The 23,800-nt window shown below is 63.0% G+C and carries 23 protein-coding genes; 2 read left to right on the forward strand and 21 right to left on the reverse strand.

What is annotated here, in order from left to right:
• Window positions 1-7: 7 nt before the first annotated feature.
• The 6 genes from X738_RS50260 to X738_RS50285 all read right to left on the reverse strand — a co-directional run bounded on the left by X738_RS50260 (window position 8) and on the right by X738_RS50285 (window position 4,747).
• Complete coding sequence (locus X738_RS50260; RefSeq protein ID WP_023797679.1) at window positions 8-871, reverse strand: quinoprotein dehydrogenase-associated SoxYZ-like carrier; 864 nt, start codon at window positions 869-871, stop codon at window positions 8-10.
• Window positions 872-976: 105 nt separating this feature from the next.
• A complete protein-coding gene (locus X738_RS50265; RefSeq protein WP_023797680.1) occupies window positions 977-1,948 on the reverse strand; it encodes a quinoprotein relay system zinc metallohydrolase 2 in 972 nt (323 codons plus the stop codon).
• A gap of 30 nt (window positions 1,949-1,978) precedes the next feature.
• The gene (locus tag X738_RS50270) at window positions 1,979-2,719 is read right to left on the reverse strand and encodes an ABC transporter ATP-binding protein (protein WP_023797681.1); all 741 of its coding nucleotides are present in this window, start codon (window positions 2,717-2,719) and stop codon (window positions 1,979-1,981) included.
• Window positions 2,688-3,467 carry an ABC transporter permease gene (locus X738_RS50275; protein WP_051407728.1) on the reverse strand — a complete coding sequence of 260 codons (780 nt, stop codon included), beginning with the start codon at window positions 3,465-3,467 and terminating at the stop codon, window positions 2,688-2,690. The genes X738_RS50270 and X738_RS50275 overlap by 32 nt, the downstream gene beginning before the upstream one ends.
• A gap of 44 nt (window positions 3,468-3,511) precedes the next feature.
• A complete protein-coding gene (locus X738_RS50280; RefSeq protein WP_023797683.1) occupies window positions 3,512-4,495 on the reverse strand; it encodes an ABC transporter substrate-binding protein in 984 nt (327 codons plus the stop codon).
• Window positions 4,496-4,537: 42 nt separating this feature from the next.
• On the reverse strand, window positions 4,538-4,747 hold the full coding sequence (locus X738_RS50285; protein WP_023797684.1) for a hypothetical protein: 210 nt from the start codon (window positions 4,745-4,747) through the stop codon (window positions 4,538-4,540).
• A 750-nt stretch (window positions 4,748-5,497) separates the two neighbouring features.
• On the opposite strand from X738_RS50285, the gene X738_RS50290 reads away from it, so the two are divergent.
• Complete coding sequence (locus X738_RS50290) at window positions 5,498-5,878, forward strand: c-type cytochrome (protein WP_023797685.1); 381 nt, start codon at window positions 5,498-5,500, stop codon at window positions 5,876-5,878.
• 83 nt (window positions 5,879-5,961) lie between these two features.
• On the opposite strand, the gene gph is transcribed toward X738_RS50290, so the two are convergent.
• The 10 genes from gph to X738_RS50340 all read right to left on the reverse strand — a co-directional run bounded on the left by gph (window position 5,962) and on the right by X738_RS50340 (window position 16,005).
• On the reverse strand, window positions 5,962-6,663 hold the full coding sequence (gene gph, locus X738_RS50295) for a phosphoglycolate phosphatase (RefSeq protein WP_023797686.1): 702 nt from the start codon (window positions 6,661-6,663) through the stop codon (window positions 5,962-5,964).
• Complete coding sequence (locus tag X738_RS50300; RefSeq protein WP_031254363.1) at window positions 6,660-7,217, reverse strand: thioredoxin family protein; 558 nt, start codon at window positions 7,215-7,217, stop codon at window positions 6,660-6,662. Before X738_RS50300 ends, gph begins: the two co-directional genes overlap by 4 nt.
• A 95-nt stretch (window positions 7,218-7,312) precedes the next feature.
• Entirely contained in the window at window positions 7,313-7,999 is a 687-nt protein-coding gene (rpe, locus tag X738_RS50305; protein ID WP_023797688.1) for a ribulose-phosphate 3-epimerase, read from the reverse strand.
• A gap of 54 nt (window positions 8,000-8,053) precedes the next feature.
• Window positions 8,054-8,992, reverse strand: a complete 939-nt coding sequence (cbbX, locus tag X738_RS50310; RefSeq protein ID WP_023797689.1) for a CbbX protein — start codon at window positions 8,990-8,992, stop codon at window positions 8,054-8,056.
• 8 nt (window positions 8,993-9,000) lie between these two features.
• On the reverse strand, window positions 9,001-9,435 hold the full coding sequence (locus X738_RS50315) for a ribulose bisphosphate carboxylase small subunit (protein WP_023797690.1): 435 nt from the start codon (window positions 9,433-9,435) through the stop codon (window positions 9,001-9,003).
• A gap of 18 nt (window positions 9,436-9,453) precedes the next feature.
• Complete coding sequence (locus X738_RS50320) at window positions 9,454-10,947, reverse strand: ribulose-bisphosphate carboxylase large subunit (protein ID WP_023797691.1); 1,494 nt, start codon at window positions 10,945-10,947, stop codon at window positions 9,454-9,456.
• Window positions 10,948-10,968: 21 nt separating this feature from the next.
• On the reverse strand, window positions 10,969-12,048 hold the full coding sequence (gene fba, locus X738_RS50325; protein ID WP_023797692.1) for a class II fructose-bisphosphate aldolase: 1,080 nt from the start codon (window positions 12,046-12,048) through the stop codon (window positions 10,969-10,971).
• Between the two features lie 15 nt (window positions 12,049-12,063).
• Entirely contained in the window at window positions 12,064-14,070 is a 2,007-nt protein-coding gene (gene tkt / locus X738_RS50330) for a transketolase (RefSeq protein ID WP_023797693.1), read from the reverse strand.
• Between the two features lie 10 nt (window positions 14,071-14,080).
• On the reverse strand, window positions 14,081-14,953 hold the full coding sequence (locus tag X738_RS50335) for a phosphoribulokinase (protein ID WP_023797694.1): 873 nt from the start codon (window positions 14,951-14,953) through the stop codon (window positions 14,081-14,083).
• 5 nt (window positions 14,954-14,958) lie between these two features.
• Window positions 14,959-16,005: a class 1 fructose-bisphosphatase gene (locus X738_RS50340; protein ID WP_023797695.1), complete on the reverse strand. Its 1,047-nt coding sequence runs from the start codon at window positions 16,003-16,005 to the stop codon at window positions 14,959-14,961.
• A gap of 120 nt (window positions 16,006-16,125) precedes the next feature.
• On the opposite strand from X738_RS50340, the gene X738_RS50345 reads away from it, so the two are divergent.
• A complete protein-coding gene (locus X738_RS50345) occupies window positions 16,126-17,082 on the forward strand; it encodes a LysR family transcriptional regulator (RefSeq protein ID WP_023797696.1) in 957 nt (318 codons plus the stop codon).
• A gap of 43 nt (window positions 17,083-17,125) precedes the next feature.
• On the opposite strand, the gene X738_RS50350 is transcribed toward X738_RS50345, so the two are convergent.
• The 5 genes from X738_RS50350 to X738_RS84570 form a co-directional block, all read right to left on the reverse strand.
• A complete protein-coding gene (locus X738_RS50350) occupies window positions 17,126-17,740 on the reverse strand; it encodes a TetR/AcrR family transcriptional regulator (RefSeq protein WP_023797697.1) in 615 nt (204 codons plus the stop codon).
• Window positions 17,741-17,883: 143 nt separating this feature from the next.
• Window positions 17,884-21,003, reverse strand: coding sequence for an efflux RND transporter permease subunit (locus tag X738_RS50355; RefSeq protein WP_031254365.1), 3,120 nt, complete (start codon window positions 21,001-21,003; stop codon window positions 17,884-17,886).
• A gap of 2 nt (window positions 21,004-21,005) precedes the next feature.
• Window positions 21,006-22,115, reverse strand: coding sequence for an efflux RND transporter periplasmic adaptor subunit (locus tag X738_RS50360; protein ID WP_031254370.1), 1,110 nt, complete (start codon window positions 22,113-22,115; stop codon window positions 21,006-21,008).
• Window positions 22,116-22,150: 35 nt separating this feature from the next.
• The gene (locus X738_RS0140800; protein WP_023797700.1) at window positions 22,151-22,561 is read right to left on the reverse strand and encodes a hypothetical protein; all 411 of its coding nucleotides are present in this window, start codon (window positions 22,559-22,561) and stop codon (window positions 22,151-22,153) included.
• Window positions 22,562-23,077: 516 nt separating this feature from the next.
• Complete coding sequence (locus X738_RS84570) at window positions 23,078-23,431, reverse strand: hypothetical protein (protein WP_156942559.1); 354 nt, start codon at window positions 23,429-23,431, stop codon at window positions 23,078-23,080.
• Window positions 23,432-23,800 lie beyond the last annotated feature (369 nt).

Raw genomic sequence — 23,800 nt, forward strand, 5'->3', positions numbered from 1 at the left:
CGAGGCTTCAAAGCCCCGTAGCCTCCAGCGGCCATTGATTGCGAAATACCTTGCCGTCCGTATCGATCGCTTCGACCTGGATCTGGCCAGTGCCGTGCGCGGTGAAATCGAACCGGAAATTGGGATCTTCCGAAATCGATATCCCCCCTTCCATCGACAGGATCAGCCGGTCTGCCTGCGAGACCGACAGTTTCTGAACGAAATGCGCGGGGATGAAATACTGGGTCAAGGGGTTGCGCTGCAGGCCCGAATTGTTCGGGTGGCGGATCATCAGCTGCAATTCCTGCGCCTTTGTCATCGTCTCCTGCGGCGGGAATTGGCGCAGCTTCATCTGCCCCATCGTTGCCATCGCTTCGTCCTGGTTCTTGAGCGCCGGGGCGGAGCATCCGCCTGACGCCTTGACGAAGGTCTGGGCCATGTGAAGCTCGCCGCTCTGCGTCTCTGCTATGGCACGCAGATAGGAATAGTCGTCGACGCGCACGCGCGTCGACAGATGTGTCACGCCGGCGTCCTTGCCGATCTCGAACGTCGCCGCCACCGGCGCTGGATTGACGTCGATGATCAAGGTGACGGATTTGATGCCGGCGGGCGCCTTGGCCGGGTCGATATAGATGTCGACGGGCACGATGGCGGCATCCTGCGCCCGCTTCGGCGCCTCGATCCTGACGACGCCGCTATCGACCAGAATCGCCCGATCGCCGAACACGTCGCCTTTCAGATCCTGCCAGATCCGGTCCGAAGAGGCGGTTGTCTGCTGGGCGTTGGCGGCGCCGGAGGCGCCAAAGAGCGCGCCGATGGCCAGGATGATCGCGGCGAAGATGGCTGCGAGCGGCAAGCCGAGCTGCCGGCTCCGGTAAGCGTGGTTCTGCATTTCGATGCCTCCACCAATGTCAGAGAGGTGGTGCCCAGGCCGATGTCGAGGATAGACCCTTGACGATGCGTTGGCAAATCGATCCACAGCGCCTGTCGCTGTGATCTATTCCCATTCGAGTTCGGCAAAGGCGGCTGTTGCATTGCGCTCGTTGTAGTCGTCGAACAGATGCCAATTGCCCCGTTCGCTTGCGCCGGCGGTCTTGACGGCCTCGCTGAGCGGCGTCCCGTCGGCGATCGCCTTGCGAATATCGCGCGCCAGAATCTCGAAATAGCGCCGCTCTCCCGTCAGCGCCGCCGGCCAGTCGGCCGGCACCGGGCCATGACCCGGCACGACGCGCGTGGCGCCAATCGCGGCGAGCCCATCCATCTGGCGGAGCCAGCCGAGCAGCGATCCGTCGAGCGTCGGCAAGGAACCGATGAAAACCAGATCGCCGGCAAACAATGTGCGGGTCGCGCTGTCGAAGACGGTCAGGTCGTTGTCGGTGTGAGCCGCCTTCCATGCCTGCAATTCGAGCACGCGTCCGCCGAGGTCGAGCTGCAGGCGATCGTCGACCAGCATCGTCGGCGGTATGATCTCGATCCCTTTGATAAGCGCGTCGCCGATCTGTTCGCGAAAGCTCTGCAGGTAGAAGGCACCGCGCGCCTCGAGGGCACGCGGCAGATTGTGGTGGCCGACGATGGTGGCGCCGATCTGCCGGAACGCCGCGTTGCCGAAGACATGGTCGGGGTGCATATGGGTGTTGATCAGGTAGCGAACCGGCTTGGCGCTTATCTTGCCGATCGCGGCGATGAGGGCGTTCGCCTCAATCAGGCTGCCGCCGCTGTCGATGACGGCGACGGCGTCGGCGCCGACGACGACGCCGAGGTTGGAGATCGCGCCCTGGTTGGCTGCGCTCATCAATTCATCGACGCCCTGGAAAGCGAAGACGCCGTCGGCGACTTTCCTGAGCTTGAATTCAAGGCCGTAGGCTGCGGCGAGAGCGGCCCGCCCGAGGCAACAGGGCAGCATCGCGGCGCTGACCGCGGTGCAGGCGAAGCCGTTCACAAGCTTGCGTCGTATCCTGTCGATTGGCATGGCTTCCTCCTGTTCCGAACTGTACGGCGATCAGGCCACGCCCGGAAATTTTTGCTGGAACGACCGCAAAAGGTCGCTCATCACCTGTGGATTGCGATAGTGCCGCGGCAGCCTTACGTCGAACATGCCGAGCACATGCGCCGGCCGTTGCGCGAGCACGATGATGCGGTCCGACAGCATCAACGCCTCGCGCAAATTGTGGGTTACCATCAGGGCGGTCGTGGGCCGCGCCGACCACACGGTCAAAAGCAGGTGCCGAAGCCGCTCGGCGGTCCGTTCGTCGAGTGAGGCAAAGGGTTCGTCCAGGAACAGCACCGCCGGTTCGGTGGCGAAGGCCCTGGCAAGCGCTGCCCTGCGTGCAAGGCCGAGCGAAAGCTCGGCCGGATAGAGCGAGCGCATGCCGGCGAGGCCGAGCGTGTCGAACAGCCCGTCGAGGTTCTTCGTTCTCAGGCTTTTCGGCAGCGCCAGCCTGACATTCTGCTCCACCGTCCGCCACGGCAGCAAGACCGGCTCCTGGAACACGGCGGCAACCCGGTCGGAGCCGCCTTCAGGCAGCTGGAAGGAGCCGGAAAAGTCCTTGTCCAACCCAAGCAGGATGCGCAGCGTCGTCGTCTTGCCGCAGCCGGACGGCCCCAGCAAGCAGGCGAATTCGCCTTGCCGGACCTCGAAGGAAAGGTCCTGGAGCGCCGTGATCGAGACGCCTTGCGCGGACCTGAAAGTCTTTTCGGCGATGTCGACCCTAAGCGGGACGACGGCGCCAACGGGTTGCATGTCGTTCAACGGGCTGCACCAGAAGGAGTTCGATGACAAGCATCACCGCCACGAAAGTCAGGGTGTAGGCAAGTATGGCGGCGACGTCGAAGAGCTGGAAATAAAGATAGATCTGGAAGCCGACGCCGTTGGAGCGGCCGAGCAGTTCGACCACCAGGACGATCTTCCAGATGAGAGCGATGCCGGATCGTGAGGCGGCGGCAAGATAGGGCTGCAGTTGCGGCAGCAGGACATGGCGAATGCGGTCGAGGAGACCAAAGCGGTAGACGGCGGCCATTTCGGCGTAACTCGGATCAAGCGCCCTGGCGCCTTCGCGCATCGTCACCACGACATTCGGGATCTTGTTGACGGCAACCGCGCCAATCGCCGCCGCTTCGTTGAGGCCGAACCAGATGTAGGCGAGGACGATGACGACCAGCGCGGGAATGTTGAGGAACAGAACCAGCCAGGGAGCGAAGAACCGGTCTGCGCTGCGGTGGCTGCCGAGGAGGACGCCGATGACCGAGCCAACAACCATCGCGACGACATATGCCGCGGCAACCCGGCCGAGCGTGGCGCCGAGATGGTAGAAAAGATCGCCGTTCGCCGCCTCTGCGAGCAGCACCTGCCAGACCTGTCCCGGCCCTGGAAAGGCACGGCTCGGCCAGGCATTTGCCGCAAGGCCCCACAGCAGGCCAAGCCCGAGCAGAGAGGCCGCGACCGTCAGCACCGGTGTCAGCGCCGCTGCCAGGCCGGCTTGGCTGGACATGCCGGCCGCAGCGCCAGGCGGGCGATCGCCGGTGTCAGGTGCGCTCATTGCGGGGGTACCTGCCAGAACGTGCCGGGCGCCATCTCCGGCGCGCGGCCGACCAGCTTTTCGCCGCCGATCTCGGCCAGCACACGATAGAGCTTGCCGGCGTCGGCCGCATCCTCGGCGACGGGGCGTCTGGGAATGCCCTCGCGATAGCGGTCACGCAGTCTTGCCAGTTCCTCGCCTTGCGCGCGGATATCAGGCGCAAGGCGCAGCCACTCGTCGTCGGATCGGGCCAGCAAGTCCTTGGACTGCGCCGAAGCCTTGATGAAGCCCGCGATAGCGTCCGGATGTTCGTTCGCCCATTTGTCATGAAAGACATAGCCGAGCGCCGATACGGCGCCCGAGGCCCCGAGCGCTTTCGCCGCAGCGTCGGCGCCGATCAGCCGACGAAAGCCGTTGGCCTCGAGGCGGGCGCAAAAATGCCAGAAATTGAGCACCGCATCGAGTTCGCCCTGCATCGACTTTTCCGAAATCAGCGGCGGCGCGCCAAAGACGATGTCGCTGGTTGCCGGCAGGTCGAGGCCGTGATCGCGTCTGGCCAGCGCCTGGATCAGCAGCCAGCTTTTGTCGAGAGGTCCGCCGGCGACGCCGATCTTTTTTCCGCTGAGATCGGTGATCGTGCGGATCGGCGCTCCCTCCTTCACCATGATCGCCCCGACGGCGGTCGAATAGGGGACCAATGTGAGGTCGACGCCTTCGGAGCGCTGGCGCGAGACCCACAGCCAGTCGGAGACGATCATGTCGATCGCACCGGCCAGCAAGGCGACGTTGGTTGCATCCTCGCCGGCGAAATCGACGACCTCCAGATCGATGCCGTTGGCTGTGTCGAACTTGTGGTGCTTCAGCGTGTCAAGCGCCCAGCTCACGGTGCCGAATTTCAGCACACCGATGCGAATCCTGTTCGTGGCGAAGGAGGGCTTTGGGACAAGTGCCGCGGCTGTTCCAAGAGCCGCCAGCCGGAGCGTTCCTCGACGCGAAATCATGATGATGTCTCCTCCCGGGGCCGTAACGGGCCGGGGCGCCGATCAGATCGCACGGTCTTTGTTCGGCAAAGCGCATTTCCAGCGCTTGACCTTGAGGGTCGGGTGTTCCTGCGACCATTTCGCGATTTCGGTGGGCGCCAGCATCATGCATTGAAACAGAGAGCCGCGGCTCTCGAAATAGAGATGTTCGTCTCGGCAATTGCCCGGATTGGCAATCAGGCAAACCGTCAAGATGAGGTCGACCATATCCATTCAGCACCTCTTGCGCGCTTTAAGACGCCCGCTTTGGCGAAATCCGGCCCGATCCGCGAGCCTGGACAAAATCACCAGCTGCGGAGTCCCGAGGTGCCCATGGAAAACCGGAATGGTTTGAGGCTACGCGTTCGCCAGATGGCCGTCAACAACGGCGAATGGATTGGGTCTACCGGAGCCGAGTTGCTCTGCGCGCGATCGCGCCGTCGGTGAAGCTGCCGATCTCCCCCCTTGCGGGGGAGATGCCCGGCAGGGCAGAGGGGGGTGCCTCGCTCAGGCGTCANGTCTGCGCTGCTCATCGCCGCGGCAGGCGCGGTCGGCGAAGCTGCCGATCTCCCCTTGCGGGGGAGATGCCCGGCAGGGCAGAGGGGGGTGCTGTCCCTCCGACCTGTCGACCAATTACAGCCACGCCCTCAGCTGATTTCCGGTTGGGATGGATAAAGCCGAAAGTTGGCGATCCTTCCCACCCCCCTCTGTCCTGTCGGACATCTCCCCCGCAAGGGGGGAGATTGGATGTCGCTTCGGCTTTCGCCAACCATCAACGCTGGAAGGCAGCGCAAACCTGAAGCGATTGCCTTGAATTCGGGGTAACGGTTGACATCGCTCATCTGCCGGGTAGCTTCCAGGGTGCAGGCGCTGCAACTCCACAAGGGAGACGTTTTCGCTCTGCATAAAACGATGCATGCCGATGATCAGACAAAGGCATGCGCTAATCGTCCAGGGCACCTTGACGATCAATGAGGAAATGCCATGCGCGCAGTCGCATTTTTCGCCGTCGTGTCCGTTGCGACGTCTATTACGAACCAATCGCAGGCACAGGATGCCGCCGCGGGTGAGAAGGTCTTCGCCAAATGCAAGGCCTGCCATGTCGTCGACGAGGACAAGAACAAGATCGGTCCGTCGTTAAGCGGCGTTATCGGCCGGACGGCCGGCACGCATCCGGGGTTCAAATATTCCAAACCGATGGCCGAGGCGGGCAAATCCGGCGTCAAATGGGACGAAGCCACGCTGACGAATTATCTTCGCGACCCGAAGGGCATGATCAAAGGTACGAAGATGGCGTTTCCCGGTCTCAAGAAGGACGAGGATCTCGCCAACGTCATCGCCTATCTGAAGCAATACTCCAAATAACCCGGTTTTTCCGCAGGAGTAACGCGACTTCGCCGGCCGTTCGCAAACTGCGTTCGGCCGGCGCCCGCACTGGTTGGCGCCGGTCAAGCGGCGTCTTGCAGCCTGCGCATGGCGGAAGGCAGGTCGAGCAGGCCGTCGCAAACCAGGTCGGCGCCAAGCGCTTCAACGGCAATTTGGGTGTAGCCGCCACGCAGCAGGATAGCCGGCATGCCGGCGGCGCGGGCGGCGGCCACGTCGGCGCCGCTGTCTCCGACCATCAGTGCGTCACGAGGCTCGACCTGAAGCTGGTCGAGCGCCAGTAGCAGAGCGTCGGGCGCCGGTTTCAGGCAAGTTACCGCGTCTCCGCCGACGATCGCGCCGAGATGCTCCGTCAGCCCGAAATGCAGCAGGATTTCGCGAGCCGCCAGCTGCGGCTTGTTGGTCACCACGCCCATCGCTATTCCGCTCAAGTGGAAGTGGGTGAGAACCTCCCTGACACCAGGCATCAGTGTCGTCAGGCCGGTCAGATGCCTGCGGTAGATCGGCGCCATGGCACGGTTGGCTTCATCGAGCGCGCTGCCGAGGAGCGGCGCGCCGGATGCCGCGAAGGCTCGCTCGATCAGTTTCCTGACGCCGCCGCCGATCATCGCCCTGACCTGTTCCAGGCGCAGCGGCGACAGATCGCGGCCGGCCAGCAGCTCGTTGACGGCGGCGGTTATATCGGGCGCCGAATCGACCAGCGTGCCGTCGAGATCGAACAGGATCGCTTTTGGCGATCGAAACCGCCTGCCTGCGCCGACGTTCATGCAGCATCCTTCCACTTGATCGAGCAGCCGATCGAAGCGATCTGGTCCAGCGGTCCGTCGCCGGTTCGGGCAATCTGCCTCATCGCCTCGAAAAGGTCGCGTCTCAGTCCGGGCGGCCCGGCGTCGCGCCGCGCCGCGTCCAGCCGGCCGCGATATTGCAGCGTCAATTCGCTGTTGAACCCGAAGAAATCCGGAGTGCAAACGGCTCCATAGGCACGCGCCACCGTCTGGCGCTCGTCGTGGAGGTAGGGGAAAGTGAAGCCGTTCGCCCTGGCGAAGAGCTTCATGTTGTCGAAGGAATCATCGGGATAGGCGTCGGCATCGTTGGAGCTGATCGCGACAAAGCCGATGCCTTCGGGCTTGAGGTCGCTGGCATCGCGGACGATGCGTGAAATCACCGCCTTCACATAAGGGCAGTGGTTGCAGATGAAGGCCACCACCAGCCCGTTCGGGCCGGCATGGCTGAAGATCGAATGCGATTTGCCGTCGACACCGGGCAAGACGGCATCGATGGCTTGCCAGNCGGGCCGGCATGGCTGAAGATCGAATGCGATTTGCCGTCGACACCGGGCAAGACGGCATCGATGGCTTGCCAGCCGAAATCGCAGACAGGTGGGATTGCCCCCATGTCGTCCTCCGATGAAATGGTTTACGCGGCTTTCCGGATCGCGCCGTCGGCTGCCTGCCTGATGGCGCCGATATTGGCGCGATAGGCCGCCTCGCTGCCGCCCTTGAAGATGGCCGAGCCGGCGACCAGCACATTGGCGCCGGCCGCGGTGACCAGCGGGGCGGTCTCGGGGGTGATGCCGCCGTCGATCTCGATGTCGATCGGGCGATTGCCGATCAGCGCCTTGACCCGCCTGACCTTTTCGACGACCGCCGGAATGAAAGCCTGGCCGCCGAAACCCGGATTGACCGTCATCAGAAGCACCAGATCGAGCCGGTCGAGCACATATTCGATGACGCTTTCCGGCGTCGACGGGTTCAGCGACACGCCGGCCTTCTTGCCGAGATTCCTGATCGCCTGCAGCGAACGGTCGAGATGCGGCCCGGCCTCGGCGTGCACGGTGATGATGTCGCAGCCGGCATCGGCGAAGGCGGCGAGATAGGCGTCGGCCGGCGCGATCATCAGGTGACAGTCGAAGACCTTGTCGGTTCGGTCACGGATCGCCTTGATCACCGGCGGACCGAAGGTGATGTTGGGCACGAAATGACCGTCCATCACGTCGAGATGGATCCAGTCGGCGCCCGCCCGGACGACTGCTTCGACCTCGTCGCCGAGCCGCGAGAAATCCGCAGAAAGCACCGAGGGGGCGATGATTGTCTTGGTACCCATGGTCGGCTCCCATTCTGTCTTGCGTTCGATCGCTGCACGCCAACCGGCGTCTTGTCAGCGCGGCTTCGTCTCCGGTTCGCCTTCGAGCTTGCCTTCCGCGAACACGCGGCTGCCGCGAATATCGGATTCTTCAATGGTGATAAGGTCGGTCTTCGTCAATGCCCGGTCGCGCGACGTGAAAAGCCGGTTGGCCTGGCGAAGCCGCGCCCGGTCGAGCCCATTGCGGACCGAGCGAGCGTTGGAGAAATGCGGCAGCCGCATGCGGATCGGCAGATACTCTTCGAGCGCCTTGGCCGCCGCCTCGCTGAGACGGTAATTCTGTTCCGCCAGCATGATCTCGGCGATCGATTTGAGCTCGCCGACGCCGTAGTCGGGAAAATCGAGGTGGTGGGCGATGCGCGAGCGCATACCGGGATTGCTGTTGAAGAAGCGGTCCATCTTGTCCTTGTAACCGGCAAGAATCACAACCAGATCGTCACGGTTGTTTTCCATGCATTGCAGCAGGATCTCGATCGATTCCTGGCCGTAGTCACGTTCGTTCTCGGGCTTGTAGAGATAGTAGGCCTCGTCGATGAAAAGCACCCCGCCCATGGCGCGCTTGATCACTTCGCGGGTTTTGGGCGCGGTGTGGCCGACATACTGGCCGACGAGATCGTCTCGCGTCACTGCGACCATGTGGCCTTCGCGGACATAGCCGAGACGATGCAGGATTTCGGCCATCCTGAGCGCCACGGTGGTCTTTCCGGTGCCGGGGTTTCCGGTGAAGTTCATGTGCAGGGTCGGCGCGCCCGAGGTCAGGCCGAACTTGCGGCGAAGCCGGTCGACCAGGAGCAGCGCCGCGATCTCGCGGATGCGGGTCTTGATGGGCTTCAGGCCAACGAGTTCGCGGTCGAGCTTGCCCAGCACCTCATCGATGTTGGACGCCTCGAACTCGGCCTGCAGATCGACCGGCGCGTCCGGCGCGGCAGTGCCCTTTGCTATCGCGTCCAGCATGGTTTCGGCTAGCTCCGCTCGCCTTCGGGCCTGTCGGTCGCATAAGGCACGATCGAATAGCCCTGGCTGCGGCCGTCGCGCTCCTGGCGCAGCAGCCGGAACCCGGGTTCGTTGGGCGGCCGGTTGACGATGAACGACATGCGCGGCGCTTCCCAGCCCTTGCTCGAATCGAAGGCGGTGACCCGGACATACATGTTGGGCATGGCTTTCCGGCAATTGTTGACTTCAAGCAGGATGCCCGCCGGGTCCTTCAGGTCGAACATCGGGTTGCCGTACATTTCCCAATAGGTGTTTCGCGGATGCGGATCGTCCGTGTACTCGACGCTGACCGCCCAGTGGTTTTTCAGCGCGTATTTGATCTGCGCCGAAATCTGCTCATCGGTCAGGTCGGGCAGGAACGAAAACTGTCCCTGCGTGACCTTGTTTCCCGGATTGGTCATCATGGCGACGGTTCCTTTCGTCTAGAAGCTGGGCGTTGCGGTTGGCACGAAGTCGGCCGTGTCGGTCGATTCGTAGTTGAAGGTGACGTCCTTCCATGTCTCCAGGGCAGCTTTCAGCGGCGTGCACCATCTGGCCGCCTGTTCGAGGATTTTGGTGCCCTCGCGCAGATAGTCGCGGCCCTCGTTGCGGGCGAGGATCATCGCCTCCAACGCGACGCGATTGGCCGTCGCGCCGGCCTGGATGCCGTCCGGATGGCCGATCGTGCCGCCGCCGAACTGCAGGACGACGTCCTCGCCGAGATAATGGATCAGCTGGTGCATCTGGCCGGCATGGATGCCACCCGAGGCGACGGGCATCACCTTGTTGAGCGAGGCCCAGTCCTGGTCGAAGAACAGCCCGGTTTCGAGGTTCTGCGGCGTGCGCTCCTCGCGCAGCGTGTCATAGAAACCCTTGATCATCAGCGGGTCGCCTTCCAGCTTGCCGACAACGGTACCGGCATGGATGTGGTCGACGCCGGCCATCCGCATCCATTTGCAGATGACGCGAAAATTCATGCCGTGGTTCTTCTGGCGCGAATAGGTCGAGTTGCCGGCGCGGTGCAGGTGCAGGATCATGTCGTTGCGGCGTGCCCATTTGGCCATCGACTGGATCGCCGTGTAGCCGATGACCAGGTCGATCATGACGATGCAGGAGCCAAGCTGTTTTGCGAATTCGGCGCGCTCGTACATCTCCTCCATCGTGCCGGCGGTGACGTTGAGATAATGGCCCTTGACCTCGCCGGTGGCGGCCGACGCCTTGTTCACGGCCTCCATGCAGTAGAGGAAGCGGTCGCGCCAGTGCATGAACGGCTGTGAGTTGATGTTCTCGTCGTCCTTGACGAAGTCGAGGCCACCCTTCAGCGCCTCGTAGACGACGCGGCCATAGTTGCGGCCTGACAGGCCAAGCTTCGGCTTCGTCGTCGCGCCGAGCAGCGGCCGGCCGAACTTGTCGAGCCGCTCGCGTTCCACCACGATGCCGGTCGCCGGGCCCTGGAAGGTCTTCAGGTAAGCCACCGGGATGCGCATGTCCTCGAGCCGCAAGGCCTTGACTGCCTTGAAGCCGAACACGTTGCCGATGATCGATGCGGTCAGGTTGGCGATTGAGCCCGGCTCGAACAGGTCGAGGTCGTAGGCGATGTAGGCGAAGTACTGCTGCTCGGTCTTGGTGCCGGGACCGGTGTTCGGCACCGGCTCGGATCTGAACGCCTTGGCGCGGTAGAGCTCGCAGGCGGTCAGCCTGTCGGTCCACACCACGGTCCATGTCGCGGTGGAGGATTCACCGGCGATGGCGGCCGCCGCCTCCTCGTGGTCGACGCCTGGCTGCGGCGTGATCCGAAACATGGCGATCAGGTCGGTCTCCTTGGGCCGGTAGTCCGGCTCCCAGTAGCCCATCTTCTTGTAGGGGATGACGCCCGACTTGTAGCGTTCCTTGCCTTCCTTGAGCGTGCCAGCTGACGGCATGTCGATCTTGTTCATGACAGGTCTCCTGTTTGCCGCTCAGGCGGCTTTCGCGGTTGCGATTTGCGGGTCGAGTTTTCCCGCGGCATAACGTTTGGCCATCTCGTCCATGGCGATGACCCTGATCTTCGAGGCGTTGCCCGCGGTGCCGAAGCGCTCGAAACGATCGCGGCAAAGGTCGCGCAGGGCATCCATGGCGGGTTTCAGGAATTTGCGCGGATCGAATTCGCGCGGGTCCTCCGTCGCGACTCGGCGGAACTGCCCGGCCATGGCCATGCGGCAATCGGTGTCGATGTTGACCTTGCGCACGCCGTACCGGATGCCGCGCTCAATCTCCTCGACCGGAACGCCAAAGGTCTGGGGCATCTCGCCGCCATATCGGTTGATGACGTCCTGCAGTTCCTGCGGCACCGAGGAAGAGCCATGCATGACCAGATGCGTGTTGGGCAGCTTTTCGTGGATCGCCTCGATCACCTGCATGGCGAGGATGCCGCCGTCGGGCTTGCGGCTGAATTTGTAGGCGCCGTGCGAGGTGCCGCAGGCGATCGCCAGCGCGTCGACCCGGGTGGCGGTGACGAAGTCGACCGCCTGATCGGGATCGGTCAAAAGCTGGTCGTGGGAAAGCACACCTTCGGCGCCATGCCCGTCCTCGGCCTCGCCCTGGCCGGTTTCCAGCGAGCCGAGCACGCCGAGCTCGCCTTCGACGGAAGCGCCGACCCAATGCGCCATGCGTGCGACACGTTCGGTGATGGCGACGTTGTAGTCGTAGCTCGCCGGCGTCTTGGCGTCCGCCATCAACGAGCCGTCCATCATCACCGAGGTGAAGCCGTGGCGGATCGCCGAAAGGCAGGTGGCTTCGTTGTTGCCGTGGTCCTGATGGATGCAGAGCGGTATGGCCGGATGCATTTCGGTCAACGCCTCCATCATCTTGGCCAGCATGATGTCGTTGGCATAGGAGCGGGCGCCGCGTGAGGCCTGGATGATGACCGGCGCGTCGCAGGCCCTGGCCGCCTCCATGATGGCAAGGCCCTGTTCCATGTTGTTGATGTTGAATGCCGGAACGCCGTAGCCGTGCTCGGCGGCATGGTCGAGAAGCTGGCGAAGGGTGATGCGGGCCATTTTTTGGGGTCCTTCCTAGATGATGAGCTTCAGCGCCGCTGCAGCGATGGCTTCGGGCGTGATGTCGAAATGCTGGTAGAGATCCGGGGCAGGGGCGCTGGCGCCGAAACCGGCCATGCCGACGAAAGCGCCGGTGTCGCCGGTCCAGCGGTCCCAGCCGAGCCGTGCTGCGGCTTCGACGGCGACGCGCGGCGCCGAGCCGAGGACCGCCTTGCGAGTGTCGGCATCCTGTTCCTCGAACAGCTCCCAGCACGGCATCGAGACGACGGCGGCGGCGATGCCGTGCTCGGTCTCCAGCCGTTCGGCGGCGGCAACGGCGATCTCGACCTCCGAGCCGGTGGCGATCAGCGTCACGGCGCGGTGCCCGGCCGGCTCGCGCAGGACATAGGCGCCCCGGCTGGACAGGTTCTCTTCGCTATCTGTGTGGCGCAGCATCGGCAGGTTCTGCCGCGAGAGCACCAGCACGCTCGGCCGGTTCTTGCTCTTCAGGGCCAGTTCCCAGCACTCCGCCGTTTCGATGATGTCGGCCGGACGGAAGACGTTGAGGTTGGGCGTTGCCCGCAGCATCGCCAGGTGCTCGACCGGCTGATGGGTCGGGCCGTCCTCGCCGAGACCGATGGAATCATGGGTCATCACATAGATGACGCGCTGGCCCATCAGCGCCGACAGCCGCATCGCGCCGCGCGCATAGTCGGCGAAGCACAGGAAGGTGCCGCCATAAGGCACGAAGCCGCCATGCAGCGCGATGCCGTTCATGGCCGCGGCCATGCCATGCTCGCGGATGCCGTAGTGGATGTAGCGGCCGGCATAGGCACCAGGCGCTATGCGATCCATGCCCTTGGTGATCGTCAGGTTCGAATGCGTCAGGTCGGCGGAGCCGCCGACGGTCAGCTCGGTTGCGGCGTTGATGGCGCCGAGCGCCATTTCGGAGGCTTTTCGCGTAGCGACCTTGGTCGCCTTTTCGACGTGCTCCTTGCGGAAAGCGGCGAGCGCTTCGAAGACCGCGTCGGGCAGGGTGCCGGCGACCGCACTCTCGAAGGCGTCGCGCTGCGGCGAGTCGGCAAGCCGCTGCTCCCAGGCGTGCCGCGCCGCTTGCCCACGCTCGGCACTTTCGCGCCAGGCGAACAGGATGTCGTCCGGCACCTCGAACGGCGCGCAGGCCCAGCCGATGTTCTCGCGCGTCGCGGCGATCTCGGCCTCGCCCAGCGGCGCGCCATGCGTCTTTTCCGAACCGCCCAGGTTGGGCGCGCCCTTGCCGATCACCGTTCGGCAGGCGATCAGCGACGGCCGGTCCGACTGCTGCGCCGCTTCGATTGCCGCAGCGACGGCTTCCGTGTCGTGGCCGTCCACCGACTGCACATGCCATCCGGCGGCTTCGAACCGTGCCGGCTGGTCCATCGATGTCGACAGCGACGTCGGTCCGTCGATCGAGATCGCATTGTCGTCCCAGAAGACGATCAGCCGGGCGAGCTTCAGGTGACCGGCAAGGTCGATCGCCTCGTGGCTGATGCCTTCCTGCAGGCAGCCGTCGCCGGCGATCGCGTAGGTGAAATGATCGACGAGATCGGCGCCGTGGCGGGCAGCAAGCATACGCTCGGCCAGCGCCATGCCGACGGCGGTCGAGATGCCTTGTCCAAGCGGACCGGTCGTCGTCTCGATGCCAAGCGCATGGCCATATTCGGGATGTCCGGCGGTGCGGCTGCCCAGCTGGCGAAACCGCTGCAATTGCTCGATCGGCATGTCTTCGTAGCCGAGCAGGTAGTGCAGCGCATATTGCAGCATCGAGCCGTGCCCGGCCGAAAGCACGAAGCGGTCGCGATCGGGCCAGTTGGGCGCCGACGGATCGATGTTGATGAAGCGGCTGAACAGCACCGTCGCAACGTCGGCCATGCCCATCGGCATGCCCGGATGACCGGAATTGGCCTTTTGGACGCTGTCCATCGCCAGTGCGCGAATGGCGTTCGCCATGTCGCGCTCCGAGACGGCGGCGACGGGCTTCAGGGCTGCTGCTTGGCTGTTCATGGCGTCCTCCTCACGACACACGGTTCTTGCGTTCGATCAATTGCAGGATGAGCGGCGTCAGGATCAGCTGCATGGCAAGATCGAGCTTGTTGCCTGGCACCACTATGGAATTCGGCCGCGACATGAACGAGTCGTGGATCATCGAAAGCAGGTAGGGGAAATCGATGCCGCGGGGATTGGCGAAGCGGATGACCAGCATCGATTCGTCGGGCGTCGGGATCCAGCGCGCGATGAACGGGTTGGACGTGTCGACGATCGGCACACGCTGGAAGTTGATGGCGGTCTGCGAGAATTGCGGGACGATGTAGCGGACATAGTCCGGCATGCGGCGCAGGATGACGTCCATCACCGCCTCAGTGGAATAGCCGCGGGTTGCCCGGTCGCGATGGATCTTCTGGATCCATTCGAGATTGATGACCGGCACCACGCCGATCCTGAGGTCGGCATGCCTGGCCAGGTCTATCTTGTCGGTGACGACGCAGCCATGCAGGCCCTCGTAGAAGAGCAGGTCGCTCGGCGGGAATTCGCGCCATTCGGTAAATTGCCCCGGCGGCGTGCCGTACTGCTTCTCCTCGTCCTCGTCATGGATGTAGGTGCGGGTTTTTCCGGTTCCGCGGCGGCCATATTCCTCAAACACCTCTTCGAGGATTGCGAGCTCGTTGGCCTCGGCATGGAAGTGGGTGAAGTTCGGATTGCCGGCCTTCTCCTCCTCGGCCACCTTGACCTTCATCGTGGCGCGGTCGTAGCGGTGAAAGGCATCGCCTTCGATGAAGGCGGCGTCGATGTTCTCACGCCGGAAGATCAGCTCGAAGATGCGCTTGACCGAGGTGGTGCCGGCGCCTGACGACCCGGTGATGGTGATGATGGGGTGCTTTGCCGACATGATGCTCAGGCCCTGAACAGGCCGCGGCGGCTGAACAGCGGCGCACGCTCGCCGATCGCGCTGGGCTCGGTGTGGTAGCGGGTGATGCGCGCGACCTCGCGCGCCGATCCGAACACCACGGGCACGCGCTGGTGCAGGCCCTCGGGCTCGATTTCGAGGATGCGGGTGATGGTGTCGGTGGCGGCGCCGCCTGCCTGTTCGATGAGATAGGCGATCGGGTTGGCCTCATAGACGAGGCGCAGCCGTCCCTGGCGGTAACCCTTGCGCTTGTCGCCTGGATAGAGGAAGACGCCGCCGCGCATCAGTATGCGGTAGCAGTCGGCGACGAGGGAAGCGATCCAGCGCATGTTGAAGTCCTTTCCACGTGGGCCTTCAGTGCCTTCGAGGCAGTCGTCGATGTAGAGCCGCACCGCCTCGTCCCAATGCCGGTAGTTGGCGGCGTTGATGGCGAACTCCTGGGTACGCTGTGGGATGATCCGGCTCTCGTAGGCCTGGACGAAGGTGCCGAGCCTGGTCGAGAGAACGAAGACATGCGTGCCGCTGCCGAGCGACAGGACCAGCGCCAGCTGCGGCCCGTAGATGAAGAAACCGGCGCCCAGCTGCTTCACGCCCGGCTGCAAAAAAGAGGCGGCCGGATTTTCGTCCGGCGCGCCAGTTGCAGGGAGGAGCGAGAAGATCGTTCCGATCGACACGTTGGTGTCGATGTTGGAAGAGCCGTCGAGCGGGTCGATGGCGATGGCGAGAGGCGCCTGGCTGTCGAGCAGGACCGGCTGCTCCAGTTCCTCGGAGGCGTAGAGCGCGACCGGAGCGTGGCGCATGGCATCGAGGAAGATGTCGTCGGCGAAGATGTCGAGATCCTTCTGGATGTCGCCGTCGGCATTGGCGCTGCGGGTCCCGGCAAAGGCGGTGCCGAGCACGCCCTGATTGATGGTGTTGCGGACCTTGGTGGCGGCCTGCGTCAGCTGACGAACGGTCGCGACGACTGCCGAACGCAGTTCGTCGGGTGGGCCGAGATAGGAATTCAGAAATGCGTCGAGCGTTGCCGCTGGCATCGTAACCTCCCGATCCAGCCGCAAACTCCTCCGGCCGGATTGGGGAATGAGAACAAACTGCCACGGATAAGTAAAATTCAATAACTTTACTTTCATGCTAAAAAAAATTTAGTATGGCGCATGAGAAACCTCACGCTCAAGCAATTCAAGACCGTCCAGGCCATCATCAGCCATGGAAAAATCGTTAGCGCGGCCAAGGTGTTAGGCTTGTCTCCTCCAGCGGTGACGATCCAGTTGCGGCAGGTCGAGGAGGAGTTCCAGCTGGCCTTGTTCGACCGGACGTCGGACGGCATGCGTCCGACTGCCGCAGGCCTGGCCTTCGTCGAGACGGCGCAGGCGATCGAGGAGCGGCTTCGCCTGCTCGAAGACAAGATGGATGCGATCAAGGGCGTGCGTATCGGCAGCTTGCGGCTCGGCGTCGTTTCCACCGCCAAATATTTCGCGCCGCGGCTGATGGCCGGCTTCATGAAGGAACATCCCGACATCGACATGCGGCTCGCCATCGGCAACCGCGCCGAAACCATCAACAGTCTTAAGAACCACGACATCGACATCGCGCTGATGGGACGCCCGGCGAGGGAAGTCCCGGTGCGTGCCTCGGTCTTCGGCGATCACCCGCTGGTCATCATCGCGCCGCCCGACCACCCGCTGGCGTCGGCGCGCGAGATATCCAAGGAGCGGATCGCCGAAGAGCATTTCCTCATCCGCGAGCCGGGCTCCGGCACGCGCATCTCGCTGGAAATATTCCTCAGCGACGTGCCCGGCCGCATCGACGATCTCGGCGTCGAGATGGGCTCGAACGAGACGATCAAGCAGGCGGTGATGGCCGGGCTCGGCATCGCCTTCATCTCTGCCCACACCATCGCCGCCGAAACCGAAGCCGGCCGGCTGGTCATCCTCGACGTCGTCGGCATGCCGATCCGCCGGCAATGGTTTTCGGTGATGCGCAGCGATCACGCGATCTCGCCGGCGATGGCGACGTTCCACGATTTCCTGATGCGCAAGGGCGCGATGTACCTGCCGCTGTTCGGCAAGCTCTATCCGCACGAAGGACCGAACACAGGAGGTCGCGCCTGAATTGAAGACGGAATGCGTCGCTGGCAGCCACCTGCCAGGGCGGCTAGTTCGATTTGCCGAGAGCTTTCAGGACAAAGCGAATCTGCGTGCGCAGGCCCGCTTCGGTGTCTTCGCCGTGTTGAACGCAGTGCTCGATCAGGATCGGGTGGAAGAACGGCGTGAACGCGGTGTTGACCGCACGCGCCGCTTCTGCCGGGTCCTCGACCTTGAGTTCGCCCGCCTCGGTCCCCTCGCGAATGATCGCCTCAAGGATTTCCAACATTCGCTCGACATGCGCCTTGATGACCGCCCGATTCTCGCGCAGGGCGGCGACGATCAAGTCGTGCATGCTTCTTTCCTTGATCAATTTCGTCTTGTTGTGCTGGTGAACGGCGGTCAGGAGCCGGTCGAGTTTCTCCAAGGCCGGCGCGTTGGTGCGTGCGATCGCAACGGCGATGTCCGCGACCTCGTTCACGACCTGCCTGCAAATGGATTCGTTGATTGCATCCCTGGAGGAAAAGAAACGGTAGACGTTCGCCCGGCTCATGCCGAGTTCGGAGGCGATGTCGGCTACCGACGTCTTATGGTAGCCGATGCGGCGAAAATGCGCCTCCGCCACCTCCAGGATGCGAGCCCGCACCTCGTCGGGATCCGTTCGCGTTCCGACCGGATGATTCATGGATGTCTCCAGAACTGATGATGGATCTGCCGGGCTCGCCCTGAACGATCATTTGCAAGCGGTAAGGTCGTGCGGCTGGCCCTGCGTATGTTCAGGCAAAGCCAGCGGCGAAAATCTTGGTCCGCCTGCTCGACAACAGGACCCTATTCAGCAGCAATTGCTGTTTGCTTTTCCAATTCATTCGTCGAGCCGGATGGTTCCTCATGGACGTCGTCTGCAGTTGGCTTGATCCGGAACCATGCGGCATAGAGCGCGGGAAGGAAGAGCAGGATCAGCACCGTGCCGACCGCCGTGCCGCCGATCAGCGTATAGGCCATCGATCCCCAGAAGACGGAGTGCGTGAGCGGGATGAAGGCCAGCACGGCGGCGAGTGCCGTCAGGATCACGGGCCTGGTGCGTTGCACCGTCGCCTCGATCACGGCGTGATAGTCGTCAAGCCCGGCAGCACGGTTCTCCTTGATCTGTTCGGTCAGGATCAGCGTGTTGCGCATCAGGATGCCGGCCAGTCCTATCATGCCCAGAATGGCGTTGAATCCGAAGGGCTGGTTGAAGGTGAGCAGCATCGGCACGACGCCGACAAGACCAAGCGGCGCCGTCAGCATCACCATGGCCATCGTCGAGAAGGATCGTACTTGCAGCATGATAACAATCAGCATGGCGGCGATCATTGCCGGAAAGACTTTGCCCAGTGCGGTGTTGGCCTTTTCAGCCTCCTCGATCGATCCGCCCAATTCGATGCGATAGCCGGCCGGAAGGGATGCAATCAGCGGCTGAAGGGCCTTCACGATCGCCTTGGAAACCTCTGGAGGCTGAGTCGCTTCGTTGATATCCGAGCGGATCGTGATGACAGGCGTGCGATCGCGGCGCTTCAGGATCGGCTCTTCCAGACCGATTTCCGAATGGCCGATCTGGTCGAGCGGAATCGGGCGACCGTCCCGGCTCATCAGTGAGAAATCCGCCAAACGTGTCGGATCCAGCCGCTCGCCGCCGGCGCTGCGTGCGACGATGGGGACGTTGCGGATGTCCTCGCGAACCTGCGTAACGGGGATGCCGGTGAGCAATAACTGGAGTTGCTGGCCCACCTCCGCCGGCGACAGGCCGATGAGGTTCAGTCGATCCTGATCCGGGACGAAGCGGAGCACGGGTGTGCGATTGCCCCAATCGCGGTTGGCCTGACGCACGTCCGGGACGCCCCGCATGATGTCGAGGGCCTTCTCGGATATGCTGTAGAGCTGCGCGGGATCAGGTCCGACAATCCGGAACTCGACCGGGAATGGCGTGTAGGGGCCGAACACGAGTTGCGTGACGCGGACATTGGCTTCGGGTGCAAGCCCCTCTGCCACCGCCTCGCGGAGGCGGTGCTTCAACACCTCACGCGCCTCGGCGTCCTGGGTCAGCACGACGATCTTGGCGAAGGCAGGATCAGGCAGTTCCGGCGCCATTGCGAAAAAGAAGCGGGGTGCGCCCTGACCGACATAGCTCGTGACGATCTTGGCCTCGGCTTGGTCGTCCAGCCAGCCTTCGAGCTTCTCGACCGTAGCGGTCGTCGTCTCGATGCTGGTGCCTTCAGGCAGGCGAACCTCCACCAGCACTTCGGGGCGGTCGGATGTCGGGAAGAACTGCTGTTTGAGAGAGCCCATGCCGACAACGGAAAGCACGAAGGCGATGCCAACGATACCGCTGATCATGAACTTGTGGCGCACGGCGAATGTGATGAGCCGCCGCAAGCGCCGATAATTGGGTGTGTCATAGATCGCGTGGTGACCGCCTTCGACCGGTTTGATCGCGGGCAGCATCTTGACGCCGAGGTAAGGTGTGAAGACCACCGCGACGATCCAGGAGACGATGAGGGCGAACCCTACGACCCAAAAGATGTTGCCGGCGTATTCGCCGGCCGTCGAGCGCGCGAAGCCCACCGGCAGGAAGCCGGCGATCGTCACGAGCGTTCCGGACAGCATCGGCGCCGCAGTGTGGCTCCACGCATAGGCCGCCGCCTTGATGCGGTCCATGCCTTCTTCCATCTTCACCACCATCACCTCGATGGCAATGATGGCGTCGTCCACGAGAAGACCGAGCGCCAGGATGAGGGCGCCGAGCGTGATGCGGTCGAAGAACCGGCCGGTCTCCAGCATGATGAGGAACACGACGGCAAGCGTCAGAGGGACGGCAGCCGCCACCACGATGCCGACGCGCCAGCCGAGGCTCAACAGGCTCACCAAGAGCACCACACCGAGCGCCATCGCAAACTTCATCATGAATTCGTCGACCGCAGAGGTGATGTTGACGGCCTGGTCGGTCACCTTGTCGAGCGTCATCCCGAGAGGCAGTGTCTGTGCGATGGCTGCTGTCCTGTCCTCCAGCGCCTTTCCGAGCGCGAGACCATCCCAGCCCTCCTGCATGACAGCCGCGAGCATGATGGTGGGCTCACCCTGACGTCGAATGAGGTAGGTGGGGGGATCTTCATAGCCGCGCCGGACTTCGGCGATATCTGAGAGCTTCAGCGTCCGCCCCGCAGCGGCAATCGGCGTGTCGGCGATCGCCTGAACGCTGTCATAAGCGCCGTCGACCCGGATGAAGACCCGCGGCCCCTGGGTGTCGATCGAGCCTGCCGGCGTGAGGGTGTTCTGCCGCTGCAAGGCGGCGACGATGTCCTGTGCCGACACGCCGAGGGTAGCCAGCTTGGCGTAGGAAAATTCGACGAATATCTGTTCGGGACGTTCACCAAGAATGTTGATCTTCTTCACGCCGGGCACGTGCAGGAGGTCTTGGCGGATCGCCTCGGCCTGTCTCGCCAACTCACGCATCGGCATGCCCTTGGCCTTCAGCGCGTAAAGGGCGAAGCTTACATCCGAATACTCGTCGTTGACGAAGGGCCCGAAGACGCCGGACGGCAGGTTGCGGGCTTCATCCCCGAGCTTCTTGCGAGCCTGGTAGAACTCCTCCTGCACGACAGATGGCGGTGTGCTGTCCTTCAGCGTGACCGTCATATACGCGTAACCCGGCCGAGTGGTCGTCTCGACCCGGTCGTACCAGGTCATCTCCTGAAGCCGCTTCTCCAACGGTTCGGCGACGAGGTCCTGCATCTCGCGCGCCGTTGCGCCCGGCCATGCCGTCGTGACCGTCAGGGTCTTGATGGTGAAGTTGGGATCCTCCGCCCGCCCGAGCATGACGAAAGCATAGGCGCCGGCGGCCACCAGCAGGAGGATGAAGAACAGGGTAACGGCACGTTCGCGAACGGCGATCGCGGAGAGATTTAGGTTCATCATCACTTGCCCCTGCTTTCGGACGCAGTCCTGACGCGAGCGCCCTCCTGCAGGAGATGGGCGCCGAGCGAAACAATCGGATTGCTGGAGTTCAGTCCGGAGACCACAGCGGTTTCGCTGGTCACACGAACAAGCTTGACGGGCTGAAACTGTACGGTCGAGGTGGCGTTGTCCAGGACCCAAACGCCTGTCTTCTCGCCGTCATCGAGCACGGCTCCCAGCGGCACCTGGACTTCCCGCTGGCGTGCCTGGCCCGCAAGCCGAATGGTTACCGTCGCGCCAAGCGGTGCTGCCGCGGCCTCTCCGTCGAGCACATAACGGGCCTCATAGGTACGGGTCTGGGCATCGGCGGAGTTCGATAGTTGCCGGAGATGTGCCGTATAACGACGCCCATCGCCGCCATACACGCTGGCCTCGGCCGCCGACCCAATCGCCGGCCGGATCGTTTCGGGAAGCGCGACCACCGCTTCGCGGGAGCCGGCCTTGGCGATCCGGACCACTGTCTGGCCGGCGGAGACGACCTGCCCCGGCTCGCCAAGCGTTTCGACCACCGTTCCATCCGCGTCGGCCAGCAGGACCGCGTAGATCGCTTCGTTCTCGGCGACCCGTGCTTCGGCTTCGGCGGCGGCGAGTTGCGCCTCGGCCGTATCGACCGCGGCCTTCGCCTGCTCGTAGCGCTGTCGGGGGACCCATCCATCCCTGAGCAAACTGGCGTATCGCCGTTCATCCGGTTCCGTCTGAACGACTGTTGCGCGCGCTGCGGCAACGGCGTTGCGCTTCGCCGTGAGCGCGAGGCGAAGGTCGGTGTCGTCGATGCGCATCAGTGGCTGACCAGCTTTGACCTCCTGACCCACATCCACGAGCCGCTCCACGATTTTGCCGGGGACGCGAAAGCCGAGATCGCTCTGCACCCTCGCTCCGACAATACCGGTAAAGCCGCGTTCGGATCCGGTCACCGGCGCTGCCGTCACCAGTCTGACGATCGGCGGTTCCTGCCTCGGGTCGCCTACGGCGGAGGCTCCCTGCGTAGGAATGGCAAGTGTGGCAAATGCCGCCGCTCCTGACATCGCGATCAGCACGCCCCCCAGCACAACAGCGGGTCTCTTTTTCACGTTCGTCGCCTCTCAAGAAAGATTGGGTTTGACCTTTACATCGGCCCGACGGACGCGAGCCCAGCACGCAGGCTGCCGTCTGCAAGGCGGGTCGGTGCATTGGCATCGGCGCGCATGCCTGTCTCGGACGACACCGTCACCTCCTCGCCGGACCGCGAGAACGCGTAGAGCGGGCCGCGGTGGCCGGGCATCGAAAAGGCCACGGAGTCGCCGTCGGCGAGGCCCATGACGACGCGCTGCGGACCGCCGCCCGTCTTCGGCGCGAAGGTGGCGGTGACCTCCAGGAGGTCGCCCTCGGCCGGGACGTAATAGACCACCATGTCGAGGTGGCCCTCGTGCAGGCTGCCGGCTTCGATCGGGCGTCCTATGGTGGCTTCCTCGGCAAACGCCGGGGCGGCAACAAACAGCGCGGCCAGAACGGAGGCGCTCAGGGTTTTGCGGATCATCTCGTATCTCCTTCGTTTTAGATTGCGTTCGAACTCTATAACTGAGTTAGATTACGAATGCAATCTAAGAAATGAAAATTTATGATGCATGTGAGTCGCATGGCGCATCGCGCAGACAGAATGGAGGGCTGCCCGATTGACGCGCTCGGTTCGGATGCCGCCGGGCAGGGCGCCGACGTGAGGCATCATTCGAGGCCGGGGATCAGGGAATATTCTGGGACGCTCGGTAGCTGGGTTGGCGAGGGCAGGGGCAAGGAGCCCAGCTGCAAGGCCATTCTCTCGACAATATTCGGCGCGGTGCTCCTCTCGCGACCGTCAACGACGAGCGGCTGTCGAAGCGGTTCCCGCAAGCGGCCGCCGAGAGCGCGCGGTGCTCGAAACAGAACCAGTGCGGCGTCTGCCTTGGCTTGGCAAAGCCCCATCCTGCATTCTTGTCGCAACCTGGATGCTCGCACCTATGGTGCTGAATGCTTGGGCGCGTGACGCTGGGCAAGGCTACCCGGCACAACATGCTCCTCAATGGCCGCCAAGACAGGTTGGTTTTATAGAGATAGATAGGAAATAGATGGCGCGAGCCTCTGAATTAAATTTTGCGATACCGCCAAATTGATAACCGCATCCGTCTTCTTCTACGTAATGTTTGCCGACGTCGTAAAAATTGAAATACAGTTTACAAGTATCGTGACTTACACATGGCGTCCCAGAAAATTCCCCGTCATTTAGGTTTGCTGTGAAGGTCGTTTCAATCGAACTTCTTACGCATTTCGCAATAGAGCCATACGCACAAGGCTCAGAGGATTCGAAAATTTTGTCGGGATATATTGTGCAAAACCTGTCGTTTTTTAACATCTCACTGCCATCTGCAGCCACGGACCGAGGCTCTCCGCCTTTTGATGAGCAATACTCTGTGATCCTTCGAATGTAACCGCCAGAGTCGCTCAAAGTGGAATGAGAGACAGTCGCGGGAAAACTCGTCCCGCTAGCCAGATGAGAGAGTGCGACAAGGATGACCCGGAACATTTGAGATATCCCTCTTCAGGCAGATAGTGCCACACATCTGGATAACAGAGCAAAATGTATAGAAGATCACGTTGCTCGAGGTTCACCCCGAGAATCCTCCTAAGCGGTTGATGATCCACAAGCCGATGAAGATCGACGGCAAGATCCATTGGCACACCAAGCGATTCCGGGCTGACACGCAGACCCGAACCTGACCATCACATCTAAGCCCAAGAGCAC

This window comes from Mesorhizobium sp. L48C026A00, assembly GCF_000502375.1.
In the GTDB taxonomy this organism is placed as follows: domain Bacteria; phylum Pseudomonadota; class Alphaproteobacteria; order Rhizobiales; family Rhizobiaceae; genus Mesorhizobium; species Mesorhizobium muleiense.

What these genes read in the sequence shown, in the direction of transcription:
- X738_RS50345 (WP_023797696.1), top strand. Translation starts at nt 16,126, where the DNA reads ATGAGAAACCTCACGCTCAAGCAATTCAAGACCGTCCAGGCCATCATC.
- X738_RS50260 (WP_023797679.1), bottom strand. Translation starts at nt 871, where the DNA reads ATGCAGAACCACGCTTACCGGAGCCGGCAGCTCGGCTTGCCGCTCGCA.
- rpe (WP_023797688.1), bottom strand. Translation starts at nt 7,999, where the DNA reads ATGGGTACCAAGACAATCATCGCCCCCTCGGTGCTTTCTGCGGATTTC.
- X738_RS50280 (WP_023797683.1), bottom strand. Translation starts at nt 4,495, where the DNA reads ATGATTTCGCGTCGAGGAACGCTCCGGCTGGCGGCTCTTGGAACAGCC.
- gph (WP_023797686.1), bottom strand. Translation starts at nt 6,663, where the DNA reads ATGAACGTCGGCGCAGGCAGGCGGTTTCGATCGCCAAAAGCGATCCTG.
- X738_RS50320 (WP_023797691.1), bottom strand. Translation starts at nt 10,947, where the DNA reads ATGAACAAGATCGACATGCCGTCAGCTGGCACGCTCAAGGAAGGCAAG.
- X738_RS50270 (WP_023797681.1), bottom strand. Translation starts at nt 2,719, where the DNA reads ATGCAACCCGTTGGCGCCGTCGTCCCGCTTAGGGTCGACATCGCCGAA.
- X738_RS50275 (WP_051407728.1), bottom strand. Translation starts at nt 3,467, where the DNA reads ATGTCCAGCCAAGCCGGCCTGGCAGCGGCGCTGACACCGGTGCTGACG.
- fba (WP_023797692.1), bottom strand. Translation starts at nt 12,048, where the DNA reads ATGGCCCGCATCACCCTTCGCCAGCTTCTCGACCATGCCGCCGAGCAC.
- X738_RS0140800 (WP_023797700.1), bottom strand. Translation starts at nt 22,561, where the DNA reads ATGATCCGCAAAACCCTGAGCGCCTCCGTTCTGGCCGCGCTGTTTGTT.
- X738_RS50350 (WP_023797697.1), bottom strand. Translation starts at nt 17,740, where the DNA reads ATGAATCATCCGGTCGGAACGCGAACGGATCCCGACGAGGTGCGGGCT.
- X738_RS50355 (WP_031254365.1), bottom strand. Translation starts at nt 21,003, where the DNA reads ATGAACCTAAATCTCTCCGCGATCGCCGTTCGCGAACGTGCCGTTACC.
- cbbX (WP_023797689.1), bottom strand. Translation starts at nt 8,992, where the DNA reads ATGCTGGACGCGATAGCAAAGGGCACTGCCGCGCCGGACGCGCCGGTC.
- X738_RS50340 (WP_023797695.1), bottom strand. Translation starts at nt 16,005, where the DNA reads ATGCCAGCGGCAACGCTCGACGCATTTCTGAATTCCTATCTCGGCCCA.
- X738_RS50335 (WP_023797694.1), bottom strand. Translation starts at nt 14,953, where the DNA reads ATGTCGGCAAAGCACCCCATCATCACCATCACCGGGTCGTCAGGCGCC.
- tkt (WP_023797693.1), bottom strand. Translation starts at nt 14,070, where the DNA reads ATGAACAGCCAAGCAGCAGCCCTGAAGCCCGTCGCCGCCGTCTCGGAG.
- X738_RS50290 (WP_023797685.1), top strand. Translation starts at nt 5,498, where the DNA reads ATGCGCGCAGTCGCATTTTTCGCCGTCGTGTCCGTTGCGACGTCTATT.
- X738_RS50315 (WP_023797690.1), bottom strand. Translation starts at nt 9,435, where the DNA reads ATGATGACCAATCCGGGAAACAAGGTCACGCAGGGACAGTTTTCGTTC.
- X738_RS50285 (WP_023797684.1), bottom strand. Translation starts at nt 4,747, where the DNA reads ATGGATATGGTCGACCTCATCTTGACGGTTTGCCTGATTGCCAATCCG.
- X738_RS50265 (WP_023797680.1), bottom strand. Translation starts at nt 1,948, where the DNA reads ATGCCAATCGACAGGATACGACGCAAGCTTGTGAACGGCTTCGCCTGC.